At 44.0% G+C, this 17,724-nt stretch carries 17 protein-coding genes and 2 pseudogenes; 17 read left to right on the plus strand and 2 right to left on the minus strand.

Annotated features, from left to right (window positions below; all coding sequences use genetic code 11):
• The 8 genes from P9J64_16480 to P9J64_16515 form a co-directional block, all read left to right on the plus strand.
• Nucleotides 1–246 (plus strand): transposase (locus P9J64_16480; protein MDG5469919.1); only part of this gene is annotated, 246 nt, incomplete at its 5' end.
• A gap of 105 nt (nt 247–351) precedes the next feature.
• The gene (locus tag P9J64_16485) at nt 352–1,725 is read left to right on the plus strand and encodes a polysaccharide ABC transporter ATP-binding protein (protein ID MDG5469920.1); all 1,374 of its coding nucleotides are present in this window, start codon (nt 352–354) and stop codon (nt 1,723–1,725) included.
• Entirely contained in the window at nt 1,722–2,573 is an 852-nt protein-coding gene (locus tag P9J64_16490) for an FkbM family methyltransferase (protein ID MDG5469921.1), read from the plus strand. Before P9J64_16485 ends, P9J64_16490 begins: the two co-directional genes overlap by 4 nt.
• Nucleotides 2,574–2,581: 8 nt before the next feature.
• Nucleotides 2,582–3,262 (plus strand): methyltransferase domain-containing protein, encoded by a 681-nt coding sequence (locus P9J64_16495; protein MDG5469922.1) that lies wholly within the window; start codon nt 2,582–2,584, stop codon nt 3,260–3,262.
• A 21-nt stretch (nt 3,263–3,283) separates the two neighbouring features.
• Nucleotides 3,284–4,195: a glycosyltransferase family 2 protein gene (locus P9J64_16500; GenBank protein ID MDG5469923.1), complete on the plus strand. Its 912-nt coding sequence runs from the start codon at nt 3,284–3,286 to the stop codon at nt 4,193–4,195.
• 16 nt (nt 4,196–4,211) lie between these two features.
• Complete coding sequence (locus P9J64_16505; GenBank protein MDG5469924.1) at nt 4,212–4,859, plus strand: CatB-related O-acetyltransferase; 648 nt, start codon at nt 4,212–4,214, stop codon at nt 4,857–4,859.
• Nucleotides 4,860–5,485: 626 nt separating this feature from the next.
• Nucleotides 5,486–6,613, plus strand: coding sequence for a polysaccharide pyruvyl transferase family protein (locus P9J64_16510; protein MDG5469925.1), 1,128 nt, complete (start codon nt 5,486–5,488; stop codon nt 6,611–6,613).
• Between the two features lie 11 nt (nt 6,614–6,624).
• Nucleotides 6,625–7,728, plus strand: a complete 1,104-nt coding sequence (locus tag P9J64_16515) for a glycosyltransferase family 9 protein (GenBank protein ID MDG5469926.1) — start codon at nt 6,625–6,627, stop codon at nt 7,726–7,728.
• Nucleotides 7,729–7,913: 185 nt separating this feature from the next.
• Here P9J64_16515 and P9J64_16520 read toward each other — a convergent pair.
• Nucleotides 7,914–8,879 (minus strand): annotated as a pseudogene (locus tag P9J64_16520) (IS30 family transposase).
• A 672-nt stretch (nt 8,880–9,551) separates the two neighbouring features.
• Here P9J64_16520 and P9J64_16525 point away from each other — a divergent pair.
• From P9J64_16525 to P9J64_16550, 6 genes are all read left to right on the plus strand, one after another.
• Nucleotides 9,552–10,358 (plus strand): glycosyltransferase family 2 protein, encoded by an 807-nt coding sequence (locus P9J64_16525; protein ID MDG5469927.1) that lies wholly within the window; start codon nt 9,552–9,554, stop codon nt 10,356–10,358.
• Complete coding sequence (locus P9J64_16530) at nt 10,355–11,239, plus strand: glycosyltransferase (protein ID MDG5469928.1); 885 nt, start codon at nt 10,355–10,357, stop codon at nt 11,237–11,239. The genes P9J64_16525 and P9J64_16530 overlap by 4 nt, the downstream gene beginning before the upstream one ends.
• 9 nt (nt 11,240–11,248) lie before the next feature.
• Nucleotides 11,249–12,256, plus strand: a complete 1,008-nt coding sequence (locus P9J64_16535) for a glycosyltransferase (protein MDG5469929.1) — start codon at nt 11,249–11,251, stop codon at nt 12,254–12,256.
• Nucleotides 12,253–13,167 carry a glycosyltransferase family 2 protein gene (locus tag P9J64_16540; GenBank protein ID MDG5469930.1) on the plus strand — a complete coding sequence of 305 codons (915 nt, stop codon included), beginning with the start codon at nt 12,253–12,255 and terminating at the stop codon, nt 13,165–13,167. Before P9J64_16535 ends, P9J64_16540 begins: the two co-directional genes overlap by 4 nt.
• 118 nt (nt 13,168–13,285) lie before the next feature.
• Complete coding sequence (locus tag P9J64_16545; protein ID MDG5469931.1) at nt 13,286–14,194, plus strand: glycosyltransferase family A protein; 909 nt, start codon at nt 13,286–13,288, stop codon at nt 14,192–14,194.
• A gap of 11 nt (nt 14,195–14,205) precedes the next feature.
• Nucleotides 14,206–15,147 carry a glycosyltransferase family A protein gene (locus P9J64_16550; GenBank protein MDG5469932.1) on the plus strand — a complete coding sequence of 314 codons (942 nt, stop codon included), beginning with the start codon at nt 14,206–14,208 and terminating at the stop codon, nt 15,145–15,147.
• Here the strand turns inward: P9J64_16550 and P9J64_16555 are convergent.
• Nucleotides 15,130–15,285 (minus strand): hypothetical protein, encoded by a 156-nt coding sequence (locus tag P9J64_16555; GenBank protein ID MDG5469933.1) that lies wholly within the window; start codon nt 15,283–15,285, stop codon nt 15,130–15,132. The genes P9J64_16550 and P9J64_16555 overlap by 18 nt on opposite strands.
• Here P9J64_16555 and P9J64_16560 point away from each other — a divergent pair.
• The 3 genes and pseudogenes from P9J64_16560 to P9J64_16570 all read left to right on the plus strand — a co-directional run bounded on the left by P9J64_16560 (nt 15,238) and on the right by P9J64_16570 (nt 17,722).
• Nucleotides 15,238–15,735, plus strand: a pseudogene (locus P9J64_16560) (glycosyltransferase). The gene P9J64_16555 and the pseudogene P9J64_16560 sit on opposite strands and share 48 nt — an antisense overlap.
• A 9-nt stretch (nt 15,736–15,744) precedes the next feature.
• Nucleotides 15,745–16,404, plus strand: coding sequence for a glycosyltransferase (locus P9J64_16565; GenBank protein MDG5469934.1), 660 nt, complete (start codon nt 15,745–15,747; stop codon nt 16,402–16,404).
• Nucleotides 16,405–16,639: 235 nt separating this feature from the next.
• The gene (locus tag P9J64_16570) at nt 16,640–17,722 is read left to right on the plus strand and encodes a glycosyltransferase family 9 protein (protein ID MDG5469935.1); all 1,083 of its coding nucleotides are present in this window, start codon (nt 16,640–16,642) and stop codon (nt 17,720–17,722) included.
• The last annotated feature ends 2 nt before the right edge of the window (nt 17,723–17,724 follow it).

A 17,724-nucleotide genomic window follows, 5' to 3' on the forward strand; every position in this document is an offset into this window, starting at 1 on the left:
CTTGATGTAAGTGATTTTCACCATGTTCGTATCAATCACTCTAACCTGTTTGCAAAGGGTCGAAACCACATAAACGGTATTGAGAATTTCTGGAATCAGGCCAAGCGTCATTTGCGCAGATTCAACGACATTCCCAGAGAGCATTTTGGGCTCTTTTTGAAGGAATGTGAGTGGCGTTTCAACATCCCTGACCCAAAAACTCAATTGTTACTGTTAAAACAACTAGTTAAAGAGAATATGGGCTAGTAATCTAGGACAGCCCCAAAAGTAAAAGTTTTTTGCTTCTACGTTTTTCAACATTTTACATCTAACTTCAACCTTTTGCGAAAAACCTTTTTAACGAAAAGACTAATGAATAAACCCAGCAATAAAACCATAGTAGACTCATTGAGTAATGTCACGTCGCCAACAGCGACAGATATCCGGCCCGTAGATTTTTCAACAGGTTCCGATGTCGTCATCCGCATTGAAGACCTCTGGAAAGAATACCGCCTCGGCATCATAAATCACGGCACCTTGTCCAAGGATCTTAATTCCTGGTGGGCCAAAGTTCGTGGCAAAGAAGACCCGAACCGGAAAATCGATTCAACGATTCAACAAATCAATGATTCAACAATTGAAACGCTCGACAGGTTTTGGGCACTGAAGGACATTTCCTTCGATGTAAAACAAGGAGAAGTCCTTGGTGTCATAGGAAAAAATGGTGCTGGTAAATCAACTCTGCTGAAAATCCTTTCTCAAGTGACTACGCCGACAAAAGGATTGATTAACATCAAGGGGCGTGTAGCCAGTTTGCTAGAAGTTGGTACCGGTTTTCATCCTGAGTTGACAGGTCGCGAGAATGTGTTTCTCAATGGTGCGATCCTTGGTATGAGTAAGCAGGAGATTCGTAGAAAGTTCCATGCGATCGTTGATTTTGCCGAGATTGAAAAGTTTATTGACACGCCGGTCAAACGTTATTCATCTGGAATGTATGTTCGCCTGGCCTTTGCCGTTGCAGCGTATTTAGAGCCTGAGATTTTAATCGTAGATGAAGTCTTGGCCGTGGGGGATACGGTTTTTCAAAAAAAGTGTATCGACAAAATGCTAGAGGTTAGCGCACAAGGGAGAACGATTCTGTTTGTTTCCCACAACTTTTCAGCAATCAAGTCTCTGTGTAGCAGAGCTGTGTTGTTGAATAAGGGCCAGTGTGTATTTTCTGGAAAGGTGGAAGAAACTATTGATGTTTATGCTGGCGAAAAGAGGCTTTCAGGTAGAGAAATTGATTTGAGCAATGTTGAACGTAAAAACACGGCTCAGGAACTGGTTTTTGAGAAAATAACATTCTTGAATTATCCGGTTCGATTTGGAGTGCCGATAAAATTCAAAGTAAAATTAAAGTCGATGGGGATGAAGAGGGTGTTCCCTGAACTTGATTTCGGTTTTGCCATACACGACAAAAACCAGAACACTATAATTCATTGCAGCAACAGGTATAAAAATCTTCATTTTGAGCATGTATCAGATGCAGATGAATATCTTTTTGAAATAGAGAATATCCTAAAGCCTGACGTGTACTCTCTTGTGTTTTTCTTGCGAAGTAACGAAGTCATTCAAGACTGGATTAGTGGCGTTGTTAAACTCGAGATTGAAGATGGGAACCCGTATGAATTCCATGATACCAAGCAGATTCAAGGAGCGCTCCTGCCAGAATTTAATATTAGCTTTGTGAGGGCTTCGCAATGAATTTTCTTCTAAAATTTATCGTTCGTGTAATTGTAAAGACGATAGGCTCGGATGCTGCTAAGAAATTAATACTAGAAATCGCCAAGTACGCTCGTTTAGATCTGCTTCACGTTGCGTACAATAATTTAGGTATCCTGAAATGTGAAAACAACATAGTCAGTGGTGAACATTTTTTGGCAACCAAAGTGCTTAAAAAAAACCTTTGCAATATTGAAACGCCTGTCATGTTCGATGTAGGCGCCAATGTTGGCAAATACTCACGGATGTTAGCGAAAGAATTTCCATCCGCGCGGATCTATGCCTTTGAGCCTAATATCAATACATATAAGCAGTTGGTGGATAATGTTGGTGACGTGGGCAAGTGTTATAATGTGGGCATGGGAGAGGAGCAAAAGGCTGAGAAAATTTTTACCTACTCGGACAGTCTTGCTAGCTCGCATGCCAGTATTTATGGTGATGTGTTCCGCACGTTTCACAAGCGTGATGATATAGTCGGGATTGATTTTCAGTTGACGTCACTTGATCTTTTCTGTGAGATGGAAAAGATAACCAAAATTGACTTTCTTAAAATAGATACCGAAGGGAACGAACTCAATGTTCTGAAAGGTGCAGAACAAATTCTTGCTGACGGCAAGATCAAAATTATCCAGTTTGAATTTGGCGAGTGTGACGTCTTTTCGCGAGTGTTTTTACGCGACTTCTATGAAATCCTCTCTGCTTACAAGATGTACAGACTTGATTCTAATCGGCTTATCCCCCTTTTTGCATACGAGTCGACAAATGAAATTTTTCGTTTTCAAAACTTCATTGCGGTTAGAAATGATTTTGCTTTCCATGAGGGGCTGTAAAGATAACCATGCTAATAGTTAAAAAAGTTATAAAAAAGATGCTTCCTGTGAAGTTAAGAGAAATTCTAGGAACTCTTTCTGAACAACAAAGTAAGACTACAAAAAACAAGCAGATTGCAGTGAAAAATCATCATAAGGTCACTTCGCTTTTGAGAAGTGATCTGCCAATAAAGCTGGAACTTGGCGCAGGAGAAAGGCGAGGTGTAACCGGATGGACCTATGCTGATATTAACGAAAATTGCGATCTGGTATTGGATTTAACCCAGCCATTTCCTTTTCCGGATAACAGCGTAAGTATGATCTATTCGTCTCATATGTTGGAGCATTTCGAATATCATGAATTGATGACATTGCTCTCTGAATGCCTACGGGTTTTGAAGCCTGGTGGTATATTCAGAGCGTCTGTTCCGAATGCGCGTATTTATCTGGAAGCATATTGTGCCCCAGATGGTTTTCGTCCCGAAATATTCTGCCGATACGAACCTGCTTATAATGCTAATTCTAAAATTGATTATGTGAATTATATGGCGTATATGGCTGGACATCATAGGTATATGTTTGATGAGGAAAACCTCGTTGCGGTCTTAAACTTGGCCGGGTTTAATAATGTGAGGTTGAGAGGTTTTGACAAAACACTTGATTTGGAAGTCAGAGATTTTCAGTCAATTTATGTGCAGGCCGAAAAGTAGTTATGGGGAGTCACAACTTTAGTGAGCGATTTACATCTAAAAACTCCGGTTTTATTCCTTGTCTTTAATCGACCGGATACGACCAAAAAGGTTTTTGAGGCTATTAAACAAGCCAAGCCGAAACAACTCTTTGTGGCTGCGGATGGTCCACGTGAGAACAAGTTAGGTGATGCTGAAAAATGCGCACAGGTCCGCCGCATAATTGAGTCGGTTGATTGGGAGTGTGACGTAGTAACTCTGTTCCGGGAAAAGAACCTTGGCTGTAAAATAGCCGTTAGTTCCGCCATCGATTGGTTTTTCGAGAACGTGGAGGGGGGTATCGTTCTTGAGGATGATTGCCTCCCCTCCTATTCATTCTTCTCGTTCTGCGAAGAACTCCTTCAGAAGTATCAAAATGATACTCGTGTGATGCAGATTTGTGGATCTAATTTAGTGAAAGAGCGGAGTGGGAATGTCTACAGTTATATGTTCTCTAACTATGGCCCTGTCTGGGGGTGGGCGACTTGGAGAAGAGCCTGGAACTATTATGATGTAGATATGAAATTGTGGCCAGAGGTTAGAGACGCTAAGTTATATGAACACTTTTGTCAGAGTTACGAAGAGTCAATGTATCGGTCAGCATTATATAATAAGGTGTTCGCTGGAGAAATTGATACTTGGGACTATCAATGGGGGTTCGCGAAGATGATTAACCATGGTTTGAGTATAATCCCTGCTTTTAATTTAGTCTCAAACGTTGGTTTTGGGTTCGATTCAACCCACACATCATCAGAGTGCTCCTTTTCAAATTTGGAGTTATGTGAATTAAGTGACCCTATAAGTCATCCACCGTACGTTATTAGGGATAAATCATTTGATGCTAAATTCAATGATCTTTATGTCCCCCCAAAAAAATCCGTATTAGAAAGAATATTTAACATCCACAAAATGTAAAAAGGTTGTATCTGTCATGTTTTGTAAAATATATAAGAAGTTAAAAAGGTATCTAATTTCTGAAAAAGATATTCAAACCAAAGATGGGACCTATTTGAATGAATATGAATCTCAAGAAAGTTTGAATATAAATATTATCGGGAGCAAAAAACCAACATTAAATATTGGCAAAGGGTCTTACGTAAACGGAATCGATTTATACTGCTGGGATGATCGTATTGAGGTAAGTATTGGGAGGTATTGCTCCATTGCTGACAAGGTGACGATAATTGCTGGGGGTGAACATGATATGGATTGGGTTACAACATACCCGTTCATTCCAAAATGGAAAGTTGAGGACCTTTATCATCTGCAAAAGCCTAGATTTAAAGGCGATATAAAAATTGGAAACGATGTGTGGATAAGTAATAATGTAGTCATTCTTTCCGGTGTGACCATATCTGATGGTGCTGTAGTCGGTGCGGGAAGTATCGTTACTAAAGATGTAAATCCATACAGTATTGTTGCTGGTAATCCAGCGAGAGTTGTCAAGAAACGCTTCTCTGACGATATTATTGAACAATTGCTAGATATAAAATGGTGGGATTGGGATGAGGAGAAAATACATGAAAATTTAATCTTGTTGAGTAGAGTTAATGATTTTATTCAACAACATAAGTGTTAATTATTTTTTGGCGTACGAATCGGTTTATGTTTGCCAACTCAGGTGTTGCTTTTATAAGCGCTTTTTCTTGATTTTGAAGAGTTATCTCCCAATGAGTGTGAATTCTTACAAGGTTGTCCGCAGTGCCGCAAGTCGGCTGACGTTTAAAAAATTTAGTAAGTTTATTTTCGGCTATCGTGCACTCTTCAGATATCTCAAGGCGGGCGTTTGAAATTTTCTGGTGCCGATAGATTATACGAGGACAAAAGAACTCCCTGCACTACTTAGATTGTTCCGAAATTCTAGAAAGAAAGAATGATGCACTCAGAATACTGGATGTGGGATCCCCACAGATTTTATCTCTTTCTCTGAGTCTGTACTCAGATTTGTGGGATATCGTTTATATCAATCCTTTCGAGCCAGAATTAAATGATTTGAGATCAAAAGTACAAACTCTAAATTTAGAGAATGTCATGAAGAAGACATCCATAAACGAATGTCATTGAAGGTCGGGTTCGGATGGCGTTCTTCCGTGCTTGGGCGGTTGTTTAATGTTCTTTCAACTATTTTTATGACATCTGAAAAGAGTTTTTCTTCACTGAAGAAGCCTTATCTCGCTATCTTCGCACTGAAAAAAGAAGAGTGAAATGAAAATAGGTTTGATAACAACATTAAAGACCAATATCGGGGATGATTTTATCCGTGAGGGGATATGCTCGGTTTTGAGAAGAGTCTTCCCGTCACGTAGTGTTGAATTTGTCCCTATAAATAAACATAAACCTTATACCGCTTACCCCACATGGCATCCTGCCCGACTCGCGAGTTGGTCAGAGAGACTCCCGGCTGTTCCTGGTCGCGGAATAGTGAGGCGTTTAGGAGTTAACCTTGCTCCAAAATTGGGAAATAGCTTTTTTGATAGTTGCGACTTGATCGTGCAATGTGGTGCTCCAGTTTTCTGGCCAAATTGTCATGCCAACGAATGGGCCAAACCACTTTGGAGTGACGTGGTCGGGCGGCTGTACAAGAAGATCCCGGTGCTCAACTTGGCCGCCGGATCATGTTATCCGTGGGAAAATCAAAAACTTTACCGTGAGAGCCCGGATGACAGGCCATACATTGAAGAGATTCTAAGTTACTGCCGATTGACTACCGTGAGAGATGGACTTGCCAAGGATGTCTGCAACTGGGCCGGCTTTGATGTGCCGGCTATTCCTTGTAGCGCTTTTCTTGCAGCGAAGGGGCAAACAGCACCATTAGATGATTCGGGCCTTGTGTTGATCAATTTCATGGAAGGCGGAGGGCATTTTTCCTGGGGGCAGGGAACGGATTCTGCCTTGTGGAGAAAAACCGTTTTGGGTTTGATCGAACGCCTGCGCAAGCGACATTCTTTAGCGCTATTGTGCCACGACGAAAACGAGTATCAGCTTGCGCACAGCTTGGCACCTGACCTGCCCAGGATCTTCCCGAAGACCCCTGTCGAATATTTTGCAATGGCAAAAAGTGCGAAGTTCGCACTGTGTAATCGCATGCACGCATCCGTTGGCATGGCCGGTCTTGGCATCCCCTCTATTGCTGTGTGTACCGATACTCGGCTTCTGATGGTTAAGGAGCTTGGCTTGTCTACCCATTATGTTAAGGATGTGACCTTGGATGCGCTTGAATCTGAGACTGAAGCTGCGGTGAAGACTAGGGATTCAGAGAAAGAGCGTTTACTCTGCCTTCAACATTCAACGCTTGACCAATATGTCGGAGCAGTTGAGGCGATTGTCTCCTGAGAGGGCGAGTGATGAAAATTCTCATTTATCGCCCTGATAACATCGGGGATGTAGTCCTTTTCAGCGGAGCGTTGAAGCATATACGAAGGCACTATCCCGGAGCCTTTATTACCATTGCAGTGAAAACTCATGTCCGGGATGTCTTGGAATTATGTCCTCATGTCGATAAGTGTATATCTCTCGACCAGTTAAGTTGGACTCGCGTAACAAGGTGGTTTACCTCTAAAAGCCAAATTTTGTTCGGGTGTGTGATGCGACTCCAAGGCCTGTTTAATAACTGTTTTTCTCCATACGATTTGGTGATTTATCCAGTTAAGTCGCCTCAAGTCGTTCACTTAAGACAACTACACAAGTTAGGATATCGCAGTATTGTTGGAATGACTGGATCTGACAGTTGTCAACCAAAGGGTGGCTACCCAGCCGAGCTGGAGCCCATAAATTTGTTTACAGAAAGCTTCGACACCTCCGTGGAGGATCCGTGGAGGCATGAGATTCTGACAACGATTGATTTTCTGAATTATCTAGGTTGCTCAATTAAAGATGTTAATGATGTTACTCCAGAATTCTGGTTTTCTCCTTCTGATAAAAACCTTCTGGAAAATTATAGTGTTAAGGGAAAGAAAGTTGTAGGAGTTTTTCCCGGCGCGGCTGATGTATACAGATGCTGGGATGTGGCAAATTATCAAGCTCTCGCTAAAGACATAAAAGGAGATATCATTTATGTCTTATTGGGGAGTGAGAGCGATAAAAGAATCGGTTCTGAAGTTGAAAAAGCGTTATATCGCGGTTGTGATAAGTGTTGTGTTGTGAATTTGATCGGGAAAACTACACTTAGAGAACTTTCCCTTGTGATCAAAGAATGTGACTTGTTTATTGGAATGGAAACGTCTGGGTTGCATATCGCAATTGCTCTCGACATATCTTCAGTTGGAATTGTTGGAGGGGGGCATTTTGGTCGCTTTGTCCCTTGGGGTAATCCCAAAAAACATAAAATTCTCACCAAAAGAATGGAATGTTTCCACTGTAACTGGATTTGTATCAAGAGTTATGTCGAATGTATTCAGGATGTTTCATCCTCAGACGTGGCTGCCAGTGCAAATCGGTTTCTACACTAAATTACTTAAAGAATCTTTTCGATCTAAGTCTGATGCGTAGAATGTTTAACGAATGACAATAAACCTGTTATTGGTTTTTTTATCCTCAGTAGAAAAACATTCTTTTTGGCTATGCATCAAGTATTAAGGACTATCCTCTTAAGGCTTTTTTGTGATGTTTTCAAGGTTCTTGAAGAAAGGCCGATTCAACTCGCAAGTGCAACAAGTGACTTGTCGAAGACTACCTCGTTAGGGGTTCGATAACCAAGGCACTTTCTTGGCCGGTTGTTCAGTCTGTTCATAGCGAACTGAATCTCCTCTTCAGTGACAGTTCTGAAATCACGATGTTTAGGAAAATACTGTCGAATCAAGCCGTTCATGTTTTCGTTGGTGCCACGTTCCCATGATGCATAGGGGTGTGCAAAATAAAAGTCAGCATCCAGGCTTTTGGCAATACTTTTGTGCTGAGCAAATTCCTTGCCGTTGTCTGAGGTCAGGGTGTGAACCTTCTTCGCGTGAGGCCTTAACAAACGGACGATGGTTGCAGCGACCTGGTCGGCTGTCTTGCGTTCAACCTTGGCAATGAGTGCCAATCGCGCTTTACGTTCAGTGAGCGAAACGATGGCTTGCTTGTGGCCTTTGCCAATAATGGTGTCGAGTTCCCAGTCGCCGATCCGTCTCCGCTCGGCGACAATTGCAGGACGGTCTTCAATGCTTGTGCGGTCTAACAGTTGGCCTCGACGCTCTTTAGCTCCATAACGTTTCTTGCGTTTCTTTTTACAACGCAGGTGCTGGTACAGGTCGCCGCCGGTGTTTTTGTCCGCCAGGATGTATTGGTAAATCCGTTCATGACTGACTGTAGGTTAGCCGGTTCGTTGTAGCCAGTCGGTGATCTGTTCGGGACTCCAGTCCAGTCTGATTTGTTTCTCAATCCGTTGCCAAGTTTTCGGCTGTATCACTGCTCGTGGCTTCTCACGATGCCTTTGTTCTGCCAGCATTTGTGCTTGTCTCGGACGATAGCCACGTTGGCCGCTGTTACGTCTCAGTTCACGGCTGATGGTTGACTTATGGACTTCGAGCAAAGCGGCAATACAGGTTTGTGAATGTCCTGCTTTCTTGAGAGCGTAAATCTGATATCTTTGTTCTCGGGCAAGCTGCGTGTAGTGTTTCATCTGTGCTCCTTTGACCGGCTAGTCTAGGTGACACAGATGCTACCGCAGCTTGCTCACTTAAACCAACCGCGCAAAGTTGCACTTACGAATTGAATTCAGGAAATCTAAAGATAGTCAGAAACCTAATAATGATCCATGGGTTCCACTTGGCCACTTCTATTCTCCCTTCCTGCTCTTGATGAAGTCAGGAAGAAAGAAGGGTACATATTTGATAGAAACCTAAGATGTTTTGCTGAGTTGATTGAATTCGGGTGATTAACTTTTTCCTGGAGTGTTGTTCCGATTGACTGAAGCTTACATGGTTGAGTTCATATAGAGGCCGTTTCTGGCCATGGTAGGCTGTTTAATGAAAAAGGCCGATTCAATTATGAACAGAACGTAAAGATGCAACCTTATGAGTTCTTGTACGACTGGTGTCATTGTAGTGCTTTTATGCAACAGCTATGTCTTTTTGCCAAGGAAGTCTTGTAACAGCGTGGTCCACTGGATGAAAGTTTGTGGTTTTCGCTAGAGTTGGATTTGTTTCTCACGCTTGCCAATGTTGTTATAAGTGGCAAACCATGACCGAAGATAAAAATTGTCCTTCACGATAATCGCAGGATGGTAACCGGAAGGAGTGTTGCTGCACAGGTTTCCCTCATTAGACGCTGTTGAGTTGGAGAAACATAATAAATGAACAGTCAGCTTTCGATCATAACCCCGGTCTACAATGGAGCTCGTTTTATCGAGTTCTGCATAAAGAACGTTATTGAACAGGATTGTCCTGTTGCCGAACACATAATCGTGGACGGTGGTTCGACAGATGGTACCGTGGAAATCATCAAGAGATATGTAGCCGAATTTCCACACATTCGTTGGGTTTCTGACAAGGATCGGGGTCAGTCAGATGCCATGAATAAAGGAATTGCAATGTCCAAAGGTTCAATCATTAGCTTTTTGAATGTTGATGATTTTTATGAGCCTGGAGTACTTGTTGTAATTCCTGAATTGTTCAAAAATCTTCCTGTACCGTCGTTGTTAGTTGGGGATTGCAATGTGTTGAATGATTCTGGTGTAGTAGAAGAAGTCAACAAACCCAAAAAATTAAAAATAACGGATCTGTTGATGGGTTGGGATATAAACCCATTTCCGACCAATCCCTCCCAATATTTTTATCATAAATCGTTACACGAAATAATTGGCCCATACGATATTAATGAGCATTATTCTCTTGATATTGATTTTGTCGCACGGGCAGTTCAGTCAGCTAATGTTCACTATGTGGATAAGGTTTTTGGTAATTATCGTAAGATAGCTGGGACTAAAACCACTAATGATATAATCAGTGGAGAAAATTACCCGAGATTTTTGTCGGTTCTTGAAAAATACCGGAAGGGACTCACTTTGTCTCAGAAATTACAGGTCGCGGTGATGAGACGAGTTATTAAATTACATGATCTTAAAAGGCGTTTTTTTTTAATAGGATGCCACATAGTATGAATGAATCTATAACGGTAAGTATCGTAATCCCCACCTATAATGATTTAGATAATTTGATGAGGGCTATAAGGTCAATTGAGCTGATGCAGTATCCCTGTAGTCATTATGAGGTCATTGTTGTTGATGATGGCTCCGTAGATGGAACAGGTGTATTTGTTAAAGACTTGATGGCCAGAGTAAAAATTAACCTAAATTATATTTACCAGGAAAACAAAGGACCCGCAGCGGCAAGGAACACAGGGATTAAGAAATCTCAGGGTAAGTATCTGCTTGTCATTGATTCAGATTGTTTTGTTGATAAGAATATTCTGAACCAATACCTTAGGCATTTTCCGAATGAGACTTTGGCTGGCGTCGGAGGGAATGTTCTGCCTGATAAAGAAAATACAGTAGCCAGATATCTCGATCATCTTGAAGTTTGGAGACCTGGTTATAGGGGTGAGAGGGTTACTTATCTCGTTACGGCAAATGCGTTTTTCCTTCGAGAAGCTATAGTTGGGGCCGGATACTTCGATGAAGATTTTCGTGTCCCAGGCGGAGAGGAACCAGAATTATGCCATCGGATCATAAAGAATGGTTACCATTTCAAATATGATGAGAATGCCAAGGTGACGCATTCTCATAGAACGACAATTAAGAGCATGATGAAGATGTTTTGCAATCATGGAAAAGGCTATGCAATATTTGTTAGTAAATGGCCAGAGGTTGGCCGTGGGAAAACCTTCTGTAGAACAATCTTTGGGATCGATGCCATTAGAAGATTTACTTCTATCTATATGAGAAACCTAAATATAGGTGAGGCCGTATTATATTTTATCTTGGATTACTTGAGAGTGGTTGCAACCTATTATGGCTATCGCTCGATCATGAAGGTGCGATAGGCTAGAATTATGCGGAAGGTTAGTATTGTCATGCCCGTTTACAACGGGTCTCGCTATATTGGTCAAGCTATAGAGAGTATCCTCAACCAATCTTTTCGAGATTTTGAACTTATAATTATTAATGATGGCTCAACTGATGACAGCGTGTTTAAAGCAAGGGCTTACTCTGATGCAAGGATAAAAATCATAGACCGTATAGAAAACTTTGGCCTGGCGGTCACGCGCAATGAAGGGGTTGCTGCTGCGTGTGGAACATATGTCGCCATGCTTGATTGTGATGACATTGCATGCTCGACGAGGCTTGAGGAGCAGGTTAGGTTTCTTGATCAAAACCCGGATTTCGGACTGGTTGGTTCATGGGTAGAACTCATTGATGTGGATGGCTGCTCTGATGGTGATGTCTGGCGATATGAAACATCAAGTTTGAAAATTCCCTGTGCCTTACTGTTCAATAACCGTTTTGCTCAGTCTGCTGTAATGATACGAAAAGATATACTGCCTGAAGGCCCCTATCGGCTGGAATTTCCCCCAGCTGAGGATTATGACCTGTGGGTACGTTTGTTGCCGCAGACTCGGGTAGCGAATATTCCCAAACCATTAGTTAGGTATCGAGTCCATCCTGGTGGAACGAGTCGCAAGCAGGCAATGGTCGCCGAGGCGAATACGCGGAAGATAGTTATTGCGCAAATCAACCGACTTGGCATCAACCCTGATGAAGGACAGGTTGAGATCCATCGCCTCATTGGCAGGGGAGAAGGGGCCATCGACGTCGAGACCTTGGGTCGAGCGGTAAAGTGGATTGATAGTCTTTTCGCTGCTAACATGACGGCCGGGGTTTATAGCCAAGAGGCGTTCTGTTCAATCCTTGGCGAGAAGTGGGCAGCCTTCTGCCAAGCTTCCAGCCATATCGGCTGGGACTCCTTCATGGCGTTTCACAGAAGCCCTTTTCGAAAATATGCGCAGATCTCTGCCGGAACTCTCTGCAGATTTATGCTTCGGAGTCTTTTCAAGATATGACACTCTCCGTTCGGCTATCAATAGTCGTCTGTACCTATAATCGTTACGAACTCCTGCGATGCTGCCTTGAATCACTTGTCGACCAGTCGTTGTCAACTGGACTGTATGAGGTAGTCATCGTCGACAACAATTCCACGGATGACACACAATTGATCGCTGCTGATTTTGCTGGGCGGTACAACAACTTCAGGGTCGTTTCGGAAGAGAAGCAGGGCCTCAGCCATGCCCGCAACTGTGGTTGGCGTACATCCTCAGGCAGATTCGTAGCTTTTATCGATGATGATGCAAAAGCTGAACCTGAATGGTGTGAACGAATCTTGCATGCCTTTGAGACTGTTCAACCACAACCTACTGCGGTCGGAGGAGAGATCCGACCATGGTATCAGTGCACCCCACCGGCTTGGTTTGTTGATGATTTTGAAATAAGGACGTGGGGTGATGAGGCGGGTTTCATGGCGAAGACCTCAGGAGGTTTTTCGGGATCAAACATGGCTTTTCTGAGGGATGTTCTTGAAAAGCTCAATGGCTTTTCTCCTGAATTCGGTATGGTGGGTAAGTCTCTCGGGATGGGGGAAGAGGCTGATCTTTTTTTGCGTCTTAAACGGGATAATCACTTGCTCTGGTATGACCCACGCATACGGGTTGAACACTGGACTCCAAAGAGGAATATGCGTGTGAGTTATCGACTGAAGCGTTTGTATGCGGCAGGTTCAGCGCGGTACCTAAGGCAGGGAGATAGCTTATCTTCATGGTATTACTGGAGGGTGGTGTGTGACTGTGTTAAGAAGGTTTTGGGGCTGCCTCTCAGAGTTTTTTTGTCTAGACGACACTGGAAAACAGAAATGGTCTTTTGCCTACAAGAGCTTTTTTGGAATATTGGGTTTTTAATAAAAGGTTTGCGTAATTGTTAGGTCCTCCGGTTTATGCTCTTGCTATTCTCCTCGCCGCCAAGGTTGATATCGGGTGTGATTGGAGCGACTCAGGATGGTAATAAGCAGCGACAATAAGGAAAGGTGGGTGAATCTCTCTATGGATGTCTCTGTTGTTGTTCCTGTTCTTGATGATGCTTTGGGGCTTCGGGTGACCCTTGAATCACTTCTTAGTCAGGATTTTGAAAAAAGTAGGTATGAAATAATTGTCGTTGATAACGGTTCGGAAGATGACACTCTTTCCGTTGCTCGTTCATTTGAGGAAAAGAATAAATCTGTTGTGAAAGTTTATTCTGAGACAGAGGTTAAGAGCTCTTATGCGTCAAGAAATAAGGGTATTTCATCTGCTTCTGGCGACATTCTGATGTTTATTGATGCAGACATGAAAGTGTCGCCTAGCTATGTTACAGATGTTTACGGTTATTATGTCAAGACTGGTTGCGAATACATAGGTGCACGAGTAAAGATTACTGGAAATGCACGGACTTTCACTGAAAAATATGAGCAGGTACATGCTTTCCCTGTAGACGAATACCTGGAAACATTCGGTTTTGCTCCTACTTGCTGTCTTTCTGTTGACAGACGCCTGATCGAGAAAATTGGTTTTTTCGATGCTCGTCTTGAGTCTGGTGGGGATGTTGAATTCGGACGTCGAGCGAAGGCGGTAGGCGCCACTTTTGGTTTCATCCGTCGTGAGTTGTTGTCTCACCCCGCCCGCATTGAGTTCTCCGCACTTAAGAAGAAGTGTGAAAGGGTTAACAGGGGGATTGCCCAATTGTATTACTATTACCCGAAGCGCTTTAAGATGCACTACAGGGGGGCTCTTAATCCAGGGAGATATTTGCCTTCATCCCCATTAAGATTAAAGGGTAAAGCCTCAGAAAGAGGTCTCTCTCTGAACTTGTGCGACTTGTTTGTCCTGTCGTTTTACCCCACATTGTTTTCGTTGTTTGCGCAGAGAAGCTTGTTGAGAGAGATGAAACGTCTTAAACTTGGTGAAAGAGGATAGTGCGAAAAGTTATGAAATCGGACCTGTCTCCCATTATCCTCTTCGTCTACAACCGTCCCGAACACACGCGCCGGACGCTTGAGGCTCTGTTGGAGAACGAACTCGCCGAACAGAGCGATTTGTTTGTCTATTGTGACGGACCTGGGTCAGTGAGTGATCGGGAGGCGGTTGAGCAGGTTCGCGATTACGTGCGAGGGATAGCCGGTTTTCGCAGTGTCGAGATAGTTGAACGCGCCGAGAATATAGGCTTGGCTTGCTCCATCATCTCCGGCATCACAGAGGTTTTGAACCATGCTGATCGAGTCGTTGTGCTGGAGGATGATATCGTGACCTCAAGATACTTCCTGCGCTATATGAACGATGCGCTGGAACACTATAAGGCTGTTGATAGGGTGATGCATGTTTCAGGGTACATGTTTCCCATTGATTCGACTGAACTGCCACAGACATTTTTCTATAGGTCAACGTCATGCTGGGGATGGGGAACCTGGGCCAGCGCGTGGCAGTTTTTCAAGAAAGAGCCTGATCAACTTCTCAGGCAATTCTCAACAGATGAGATCGAACGTTTCAGCTTGGGTGGTGTTACTGATCACTGGGCCCAGGCTGTCCAGAACGTTAAGGGCCGTTCCAATACTTGGGCAGTATTTTGGTATGCATCTGTATTTAAGAGGGGAGGGTTGTGTCTTCACCCCGCGGTTTCCATGACCATGAATATCGGTCACGATGGTTCAGGTGTGCATTCTCGGCGAGAGCAGGATTTTAATGTGGTTCTGGCTTCATCTCCGGTTAAAGTGTTCACCGACGATTTTTTTGAAAGCTCAGAAGTCGTGAGACGGTTAGTAGAATGGTATACCCGTAGAAGGGGAAACCTTCTAAAAAGGGCTACTCGCATAATTCAGAAGATCTTGGATGCTGTTGATATTTTTCTGCGCAAGTTATGGAGTTCTCGTTAATTGCAGATAGCTCATATTAGTACTCATGACATGAACGGCGGTGCTGCTCGAGCCGCTCATCGTCTCCATGCTGGACTGAACTCCTCCGGCATGGACTCCTGCATGCTTGTGCAGGAGAAAGCTGGCGACTCGTCCCATATTGTCGGGCCGAAGGGCGGTTTTGCTAAAGGAGTAGGCTTGACCAGGTCCTTTCTGGATAGGTTCCCCGCCTGTTTTTATCCGCGGCGAACAGAAAAATTCTGGGGAGTTAACTGGCTACCCTTTCCCGGCCTTGATCAAGCTGTTTTGTCGAACGCAGATATTGTACACCTGCATTGGTTCTGCGCAGGGTATCTGCCGATCCATTTTTTGAGCAAGATAAGTGCCCCGATGGTTTGGACCTTGCATGATATGTGGGCTTTCACCGGAGGGTGCCACTATACGGGTGAATGTACCAGATACGTTGAACAGTGTGGGGCCTGCCCCCAACTCGGGTCGAAAAAGGTTCAGGACCTGAGCCACAAAGTCTGGCGACGTAAACAGCGACATTGGTCTGCTCTGGATCTTACAATAGTAACTCCGAGCCAGTGGTTGGCAAAATGTGCCAGACAGAGTAGTTTGCTTGGTGAATATCCAGTAGAAGTAATCCCTTATAACATCGATACGGATCTCTATAAGCCTCTGAACCGACGCTTTTGCAGGGAGGCACTTGGCCTTCCTGTTGATAAAAAGCTGATACTTTTTGGTGCAGTTAATGCGGCAGATGATCAACGTAAAGGTTTTCAGTTTCTTTGTCCTGCTATGCTGTCTTTGGCGTTGATTTCTGGACCCGATCAGTTTGAGGTTTTGATTTATGGGGCATCTCAACCAGCTAATCCGCCGGATTTTGGCTTCCCCGCACATTACTTTGGGAAAATTCAGGATGATTACAGACTTGTAGAATTATTCTCTGCTGCCGATGTTGTCGTTGCACCTTCTACAGAGGACAACTTGCCACTGGTTGTCATGGAAGCACTTGCCTGTGGTACTCCCTGTGTCGCTTTCGATGTTGGAGGTATGCAAGACATGATTGATCATGGCAACAATGGGTACCTTGCAAAAGCATATGATACTGACGATCTAGCCAAAGGGATAAGCTGGGTTCTTGAAGATGAGAATCGCTTACATGGCCTCTCAAAAAGTGCCCGTATCAAGGTCATTGAGGAGTTTACGACTGAGACAGTAGCAAAGTCGTATGTCCAGCTCTATGAACGACTGCTGGGAAGGACTTTGATTTAAAAGACAAACACTTTTCTGCTCGTAGCCCGTTGTGGTGTCTTGATCAATCAGAGGAGGATGTCCCTGATGTTGTTATTGGTACTCTGGACGAATAGCGCCACATGGCGGATTTTGAAATGAGCCCTGAAATTGTCCGAGTCTATTGCTACGATAATCCAAGTGATCTGCTCGGCTCGTTGATGCTTGGGGCAGGCCATGCCAATTAGTTTATATTTGTGAGTAATAGTTGACTGTTATGTTTCTGAAAAAGGTTGATGGGCTCATTGGCTCATTGTTGACTCGGTTTTGGCCGCGGCCGACACAACCGGAATCGCCCCCTTCTCCTGTTTCCAGCTTACTGCTGATTCGTCCTGGTGGTATCGGCGACGCGGTGTTGTTGGTCCCGGTGATATTACGGCTGCGGGAGGCCTTCCCCACGGCCTGCATTGATGTTCTCGCCGAAAAGCGAAACAGTAGAGTTTTCTCCCTCTGCCCCGGTGTCAATCAGGTCCTGTGCTATGACAGACCACTAGAGCTGCTTGCAGTGCTTAGAAGTGACTATGAAGTGGTTATTGACAGCGAACAGTGGTATCACCTCTCCTCTATTGTTGCTCGCGTGGTCTGTTCCCAAATAAAGGTCGGTTATGGGACGAATGAACGGAAAAGATTGTTTACGCACACGATTGATTATAGCCCTGCGAAATATGAGTTGAACAATTTCCTTGAGTTGCTTAAGCCTCTGGGGTTAGAGTCGCCCTCGCTAAATCTTTATCCTTTTCTGACAGTTCCAGAAATTGATCAGGAATCTGCCGACAATATGCTTGGGAGCCTCTTGGAAGAACCTTTTATCATTTTATTTCCCGGTGCCAGTGTTGCTGAAAAGCGCTGGAGCTGTGCAAAATTTCACGAGTTAGCAGTCTGGTGTGAAAAGCAGAATACACGCGTTGTTATTGTTGGGGGTGAACAAGACCGCGAGGCCGGTGCTCAGATTGCTTCTGGCCTTTCGGCTCTTGACCTGACCGGAAAGACGAGTCTTGAGCAGACGGCTGCTGTTCTGGCGCGGGGCACTGTCGTAGTTAGTACTGATTCTGGAATTCTTCATCTGGCCTCAGCCTTGGGGCGGCCGACTGTCTCCCTGTTCGGCGCCAGTTCACAAGCACAATGGGCTCCCCGTGGGCCACACCATGTTGTGATTGATAAGAGCCTAGATTGTTCGCCATGCTCCAGTTTTGGCAATGTGCCCAAGTGCCAGATCGATGTATGTTGTATGAATGAAATCTCTGTAGATGATGTGTCCACAGTCGTTAACTGCTTGCTGACGTCCCTCAAAAACGAGTAAAA

It is taken from the genome of Deltaproteobacteria bacterium IMCC39524 (assembly GCA_029667085.1).
GTDB lineage: Bacteria > Desulfobacterota > Desulfuromonadia > Desulfuromonadales > BM103 > M0040.

Excerpts from the sequence above, each read along its gene's own strand:
- P9J64_16515 (MDG5469926.1), top strand. The coding sequence starts at position 6,625 with ATGAAAATTCTCATTTATCGCCCTGATAACATCGGGGATGTAGTCCTT.
- P9J64_16545 (MDG5469931.1), top strand. The coding sequence starts at position 13,286 with ATGGATGTCTCTGTTGTTGTTCCTGTTCTTGATGATGCTTTGGGGCTT.
- P9J64_16525 (MDG5469927.1), top strand. The coding sequence starts at position 9,552 with ATGAACAGTCAGCTTTCGATCATAACCCCGGTCTACAATGGAGCTCGT.
- P9J64_16530 (MDG5469928.1), top strand. The coding sequence starts at position 10,355 with ATGAATGAATCTATAACGGTAAGTATCGTAATCCCCACCTATAATGAT.
- P9J64_16485 (MDG5469920.1), top strand. The coding sequence starts at position 352 with ATGAATAAACCCAGCAATAAAACCATAGTAGACTCATTGAGTAATGTC.
- P9J64_16510 (MDG5469925.1), top strand. The coding sequence starts at position 5,486 with ATGAAAATAGGTTTGATAACAACATTAAAGACCAATATCGGGGATGAT.
- P9J64_16555 (MDG5469933.1), bottom strand. The coding sequence starts at position 15,285 with ATGGGACGAGTCGCCAGCTTTCTCCTGCACAAGCATGCAGGAGTCCAT.
- P9J64_16540 (MDG5469930.1), top strand. The coding sequence starts at position 12,253 with ATGACACTCTCCGTTCGGCTATCAATAGTCGTCTGTACCTATAATCGT.
- P9J64_16550 (MDG5469932.1), top strand. The coding sequence starts at position 14,206 with ATGAAATCGGACCTGTCTCCCATTATCCTCTTCGTCTACAACCGTCCC.
- P9J64_16535 (MDG5469929.1), top strand. The coding sequence starts at position 11,249 with ATGCGGAAGGTTAGTATTGTCATGCCCGTTTACAACGGGTCTCGCTAT.
- P9J64_16490 (MDG5469921.1), top strand. The coding sequence starts at position 1,722 with ATGAATTTTCTTCTAAAATTTATCGTTCGTGTAATTGTAAAGACGATA.
- P9J64_16505 (MDG5469924.1), top strand. The coding sequence starts at position 4,212 with ATGTTTTGTAAAATATATAAGAAGTTAAAAAGGTATCTAATTTCTGAA.
- P9J64_16570 (MDG5469935.1), top strand. The coding sequence starts at position 16,640 with ATGTTTCTGAAAAAGGTTGATGGGCTCATTGGCTCATTGTTGACTCGG.
- P9J64_16495 (MDG5469922.1), top strand. The coding sequence starts at position 2,582 with ATGCTAATAGTTAAAAAAGTTATAAAAAAGATGCTTCCTGTGAAGTTA.